Raw genomic sequence first — 6497 nt, 5'->3', positions numbered from 1 at the left:
TAAGTGCTTGAAGAAGGACTTCAGCCTTCACAACGACTTTAGTCGTAGACATTTATGTCGGAAATCCACCTGCTTTAGCAGGTGGTTGTTTAATTGGTTGGGCTACATTAGCCGCTTTTATAGGAGGAGGGGGACTCGGAGATTATATTTTTAATGGGCTCAACTTATATCAACCTGAATATATTATTGCTGGTGCCGTGCCTGTCACATTGCTTGCTCTGTTCGTCGATCTCTTTTTTGCCCGAGTTGAAAACTGGGTTACACCGACAGGCATGAAGGAAGCTCGGGAAATGACTTGATAAGGAGGCAACTGAAAAAAATGAACATACAATCCAGTAAGTTGTTAATTGTCATCGTACTTTCCGCCGTAGTTGTCATGAATGGTTGTTCCCTTCCAGGTTTAAAAGGACCCTCGAATAATACGATTATGGTAGGAACGATGAATACATCAGAGTCCCAGATTATGGGGCATGTGGTTCGACTGATGATTGAACACCACACAGACCTTCATGTAGGGATGATTAATAACTTAGGTTCCTCTATCGTGAGTCATAAAGCGATGATGAATAAAGAAATTGATATTAGCGGTGTGCGCTACACAGGGACAGATGTAGCAGGTTCGCTAGGTATGGAACCGATAAAAGATCCGAAAGAGGCCATGAAAGTTGTTCAAGAAGGGTTTACAAATCGATTTGATCAAACCTGGTTTGATTCCTATGGGTTTGCAAATTCTTACGCATTCACTGTGACAAAAAAACTGGCCGACGAAAAGAATATTAAGACTGTATCTGATCTAAAGAAATTTGCACCTAATCTTAGATTAGGCGTAGATAATTCATGGATAAAGCGAAAAGGCGATGGCTATGAAGGCTTCATAAAGGACTATGGATTTGAATTCGGTCATCTATACCCTATGCAGATTGGACTGGTTTATAAGGCTGTAAATAGCGGGGAAATGGATGTCGTTCTCGCATATACAACAGATGGGCGCGTTAAATCTTATGAATTAGTTGTCCTAGAAGACGATAAAAGATTCTTTCCTCCCTATGATGCTTCGCCGGTTATACGCAATGATGTTTTGGAAAAACATCCAGAACTTAATGCTATTTTACAAAAGCTTGTAGGGAAGTTCAGTACTAAAAACATGCAGGTATTAAATTATGAAGCCGATGGGAAGATGAAAGAACCGTCTTTAGTAGCAAAAGAATTTCTAGAAGAAAATCATTATTTCGACTAAAGATTTGTGGAGGTGAATCGATTTGGAAACGATTCAAGGTGTATGGACGTATTACGCACAAAATACAGAATATGTATGGGTGGAGTTCTACCGGCACTTCTTAATGTCTGCATACGGTGTATTGTTCGCAGCGATTGTCGCGATTCCACTGGGTATATTCATTGCTCGTTTTTCGAAACTAAGCCAATGGGTTATCTCCTTAGTTAATATTATTCAAACGATTCCTTCCTTAGCAATGCTCGCTGTTTTAATGTTGGTCATGGGGCTAGGTGCTAATACGGTTGTCTTTGCACTCTTCCTATACTCACTTCTTCCAATTTTAAAAAATACGTACACTGGGATAAAAAACGTCGATCATGCCTTGCTGGAGTCAGGTCGTGCTATGGGTATGACGAAATTTCAAATACTACGTATGCTTGAGCTTCCGCTTGCTTTGTCAGTCATTATGGCGGGACTTAGAACTGCCCTTGTAATCGCAATTGGCATCACGACAATGGGAACGTTTATCGGTGCGGGCGGTTTAGGCGATATTATTGTTAGAGGGACAAACGCTACAAATGGTACTGTCATTATTTTAGCGGGTGCATTGCCAACTGCTTTAATGGCAGTCATCGCAGATATCGTTATGGGCTGGTTTGAACGCGTACTCTCGCCGATGAAAAACAAATCAAAAAGTAAAACGCTTGCTCCTGTTACGGATATAGCTTAAAAAAACCATTCAGCGTTTTGAATGGTTTTTTTGTTTTGGAATAAGTCTCAATTTTTGGAATGCCGCAATCACCGATATTTTGGTGTTATAAACCTAATAACAAGAATTAGTAGAGTTAATTACTTTATCCCGGCACCAATCCATAGTAAACAATGTACAGAGTACGCAAAAATCGCGTAGAACGCAGGCTTTTCGTTGCCTGGGTTCTGTTATAATAAAAAAGCCCAATGGATAGTTGGAGTAAAGTGATATAGCAGGATTGGGGCTTATTATGAAACATTTATTTGGTGGGTTGCAATCAGAATGGGGTGCTGTAAAGATGACTTTGTCTTTACATCCGTTTTCGTTAATGCATCAAGTGTACCGCAAGATTATACATGTGGTTCATGAGGAGCTAAAGTTTTGGAGAAATCGAGCGGAAGAAATTCCGAATCAAGAATTAAAAGAGCAGGCGTTAGCAAGTATTGAGTATAAGACGTTTCACTGTGAAGGCGGATCAATTATGGTGTTGACTGCCATGAAATAAGAGATTGTGTTTGTTGGGAATGGCGAACTAGGGATTTCGAATTAGAGGAAAGCAATCGGTTTGAAACGTATTCTTTTACTCGTATTGATCACTTAGCACCGAAATTTCTCATGGGTTGCATTTAGCTACTCACGAAAATTAAATCTAAAATCTAACTGAAATGACACATTATAGCTTCAAGCTACGCATTTTGATTGCTGAGCATCTCATGAAGATTATAGCTTTAGTGACACCGCTTAAGAACGAAAAAATCAAACAAGCAAGGTCTATACACGGACCTTGCTTGTTCACTTTAATAGTCTTTTTTCTCAATAGCTGAAGATACTGATTGTAGATAGACACTATCGGCTTCTTGCTGTGTTATTCTTGTCGCCTTAACCTCTGTATCATATGGGCCAAACTCAATAACTTCTTCCTCATTGGAATCTATGCTAACACCATGACTTTGATTAGTCACAATAACGTTCCCATCTCCCGATTTTGATAACAACGTTCCATTCTTAATATCTTCCAAAGTTTGTTCATATCGGCTGATAGCTTCATTCGCTATTTCCTGTGTCCAGACAAACCAGCCAGTAGATGGGCTCCAGCCTTTTTCACTAGAATCCACTATCTCTTGCAAGCTTTTCTTCTCCAGTTCTAACCAAGATTTATATTCATCATAGGTATAGGTGTACCACTCTACTTTAGGAGATGGATATGCTTTTTCAAATTCTTCTTCCGTTATCCAATTATTCCCACCGTCTATACTTATCATTATTTTCTTAGTTTTCTGGTCAATAGTTGACATCATAATCAATTCATTAACATCCGTATCAACGAATTCACTACCTGTTATCATATTTGGCTCTGCATTTTTCCTCGTGGCGTCCGCCGTCGTTGCAAAAATAGCCGTAGTACCAATCACGAAAGCAAAGGCAAGAGCAATGTTTAACAGAGTAGTTTTTTTCATTTTCATAATAGATACAATCCTTTCTTCGATTGAGTTTTTACTGAATCCATTAGATAGCGGGTTAAACTTACTTTTTTTGTCTGCCATATTGATTAAAGATAATGCATAGGCAGGTTTTATTGTTTCACCATACATCTTGATAACTTTTTCATCACAGGCAAGTTCTAAATCTCTGTTCATCAGCACAAACATGACCCAAACCATAGGATTGAACCAGTGGAAGCATAAGGAAACAATCATTGTGAATTTCCATAGTGTATCAAAATGTTTGATGTGAACGAATTCATGGGTGAGAATATAGTTCATTTGTTGTGAATTAGTAAAGTCCATTGACTTAGGCAGAATAATCTTTGGACGCAGAAATCCATAGGCCAGTGGGGTTGCTGTTTGATCAGATACCATAACTCTTAAATTACGATATAGCTTTTGTTTGCTCAACCATTCGTTAATAATAGGGTTATTGGTGATTGGCAATGCTGTTCGTAATTGTTGATAGCTTTTATAAAACGCTATTACAAAAAAGGTTGTAAGAAGTAATGTACCTATTGCCCAACATATTTCAATGGGACTACTATCCATAAATTTATTCATCACACTGCTTTGTTCTGTAATAGAAGGAGCAGTAGTTATTCCATTTGGTATCGAAACGGGTAGTGCTTTTAGTGGTAAATATACTGCCGATGTGGTTTTTTGAAACAAATTATACACACTGAACTGTGAGGATATAGAGACAGGTATCATTAATTTGCAAATGACAATTCCCCATAACACAATAAACGTTTTTTTAGGTAATTTATTAAGTGTGAGTAATCTGACAACGACAATAATGAGTATGAGTAGGCCTGCTGAACCACTCATCTGAAGAATATTCATTGAACTCGCCTCACTTTAATTTATCAACAATGTGTTTCAACTTGTCAATGTCTTGTTGGGATATAAGCCTTTACAGCAGATAGCATTTCATCTTTCGCTTCATATGGTCTAATTTCTATAGTATTGTTTCCCTCTGTAATAGTTAGTACTAACTCCAGTTTGTAATCGGCTATCCCTAAAAATATGCTACCATTTAGCCGTCAAAGTAACTTATACAATCGTCCCTCTCCATATCAACATTTTTAATTTGTTTGTCAATATTTTTTGCAAGGCTTGAAGTGGGGTCTTGGATTAAGCTCTGGGCGGAATAAAAATAGCCGCAGATATCTTTAATAATGGTCTACGGCTTATTTAAAAGACAAGATATATTACATATCACATTACTCAATTAGATATTTCCTCGTAAATATTTTATAATCTAAACGAGCCACTTCAGAGTAGTCCTGAGCCGCAAAAACAATCCTCATTGTTTTTCGATTCCAATCAGTTTGCCGTACCCGTCAGCGTCAAGATCCTTATAGTCGCGTACAGCCTTAATGTCAATTTCCCCATCAGGACTACCCACTTGTCGCATAAATCCCTGGAACTTTCCACCTGTTAAGGACTCTCCGTTTGATGACAATATATCAACAAACTGCCGAACGAGCTTGCCATCATAGTAAAAACAATCCTGTTTCTTATCATAAGTTACGCCAAATGGCTCATAAACAGCGTACAATTTTGCCAGTTCATCCGGCGATGGGACAGGGCCGCTTTCCACTGCATAAGTTTGCACTATGGATGGATTATCGCTTTCCAGTTCCTGTGCCGTGGAGGTGTTAGCTTCTGTTATCGCATATATCTGAGGCGGATTGATGAAATCGCTAATGTCTCTTGAGTCAAACTCTTGCTGGCTACTTTGTTCTAACCCAAGCAGCTTTCCAGCTGGATTTAGCGATCCATCAGGGTTTTTAGTGAGAGTTAAATCTCTTATTGCATGAACGTCAACTGATCCATTTTTATCGAAAAAATCAATGCCCGTATTGGCATAATCGCCCACAGGATAAAAGTCCTCAAAATAGCGAACCTGTTTTCCTTGATAAGTAAGTTTATCGGTGGTCTTATCATAGACAAGGCCGTACTCCTTGTATTGTGAGAAGTCTTTTGTAGAATCTGCATTTGCCTCATTGTAGTTACTTTCATAATTCGTTATAGCTGTATTTTGATTAATCATATTTGCATGCGCACTTTTCCTCGTAGCGTCCGCCGTCGTTGCAAAAATAGCCGTAGTACCAGTCACCAAAGCAAAGGCGAGAGCAATGTTTAACAGAGTAGTTTTTTTTTTCATTTTCATAATAGACACAATCCTTTCTTCAATTGAGTTTTTACTGAATCCACTAGATAGTGGATTAAACTTACTTCTTTTATCTGCCATATTGATTAAAGATAATGCATAGGCAGGTTTTATTGTTTCACCATACATCTTGATAACTTTTTCATCACAGGCAAGTTCTAAATCCCTGTTCATCAGCACAAACATGACCCAAACCATAGGATTGAACCAGTGGAAGCATAAGGCAACAATCATTGTGAATTTCCATAGTGTGTCAAAATGTTTGATGTGAACGAATTCATGGGTGAGAATATAGTTTATTTGTTGTGAATTAGTAAAGTCCATTGACTTAGGCAGAATAATCTTTGGACGCAGAAATCCATAGGCCAGTGGGGTTGTTGTTTGATCAGATACCATAACTTTTAAATTGCGTGATAGCTTTTGTTTGCTCAACCATTCGTTAATAATAGGGTTATTGGTGATTGGCAATGCTGTTCGTAATTGTTGATAGCTTTTATAAAACGCTATTACAAAAAAGGTTGTAAGAAGTAATGTCCCTATTGCCCAACATATTTCAATGGGACTACTATCCAGTAATTTACTCATCACACTGCTTTGTTCTGTAATAGAAGGAGCAGTAGCTATTCTATTTGGTATCGGAACGGGTAGCGCTTTTAGTGGTAAATGCACTGCCGATGTGGTTTTTTGAAACAAGTTATACACGCTAAACTGTGAGGATATAGAGACAGGTATCATTAATTTGCAAATGACAATTCCCCATAACACAATAAACGTTTTTTTAGGTAATTTGTTAAGTGTAAGCAATCTGACAACCACAATAATGAGTATGAGTAGGCCTGCTGAACCACTCATCTGAAGAATGTTCAT

General features: G+C 38.1%; 4 protein-coding genes and 2 pseudogenes. 4 read left to right on the top strand and 2 right to left on the bottom strand.

Annotated elements, in window-relative coordinates; genetic code table 11:
* Positions 1 to 89 precede the first annotated feature (89 nt).
* The 4 genes and pseudogenes from H4683_RS21475 to H4683_RS15185 all read left to right on the top strand — a co-directional run.
* A pseudogene (locus H4683_RS21475) lies at positions 90 to 299 on the top strand (choline ABC transporter permease); the annotation flags it as partial.
* Between the two features lie 20 nt (positions 300 to 319).
* The gene (locus tag H4683_RS15195; protein WP_192599679.1) at positions 320 to 1237 is read left to right on the top strand and encodes an osmoprotectant ABC transporter substrate-binding protein; all 918 of its coding nucleotides are present in this window, start codon (positions 320 to 322) and stop codon (positions 1235 to 1237) included.
* Between the two features lie 22 nt (positions 1238 to 1259).
* A complete protein-coding gene (locus H4683_RS15190; protein WP_192599678.1) occupies positions 1260 to 1946 on the top strand; it encodes an ABC transporter permease in 687 nt (228 codons plus the stop codon).
* A 319-nt stretch (positions 1947 to 2265) separates the two neighbouring features.
* Positions 2266 to 2469 (top strand): annotated as a pseudogene (locus tag H4683_RS15185) (DUF2600 family protein); the annotation flags it as partial.
* Positions 2470 to 2764: 295 nt separating this feature from the next.
* On the opposite strand, the gene H4683_RS15180 reads toward H4683_RS15185, so the two are convergent.
* Both H4683_RS15180 and H4683_RS15175 read right to left on the bottom strand, forming a co-directional pair.
* Entirely contained in the window at positions 2765 to 4297 is a 1533-nt protein-coding gene (locus tag H4683_RS15180; protein ID WP_192599677.1) for a M56 family metallopeptidase, read from the bottom strand.
* A gap of 463 nt (positions 4298 to 4760) precedes the next feature.
* A complete protein-coding gene (locus tag H4683_RS15175) occupies positions 4761 to 6497 on the bottom strand; it encodes a M56 family metallopeptidase (RefSeq protein WP_192599676.1) in 1737 nt (578 codons plus the stop codon).

Origin of the sequence: Sporosarcina limicola (assembly GCF_014873855.1) — a bacterium.
Taxonomy (GTDB): domain Bacteria; phylum Bacillota; class Bacilli; order Bacillales_A; family Planococcaceae; genus Sporosarcina; species Sporosarcina limicola.
The sequence above is the reverse complement of the archived record's forward strand: the minus strand, read 5'-3'. Positions and strand labels throughout refer to the sequence as shown.

Excerpts from the sequence above, each read along its gene's own strand:
- H4683_RS15180 (WP_192599677.1), bottom strand. The coding sequence starts at position 4,297 with ATGAATATTCTTCAGATGAGTGGTTCAGCAGGCCTACTCATACTCATT.
- H4683_RS15175 (WP_192599676.1), bottom strand. The coding sequence starts at position 6,497 with ATGAACATTCTTCAGATGAGTGGTTCAGCAGGCCTACTCATACTCATT.
- H4683_RS15195 (WP_192599679.1), top strand. The coding sequence starts at position 320 with ATGAACATACAATCCAGTAAGTTGTTAATTGTCATCGTACTTTCCGCC.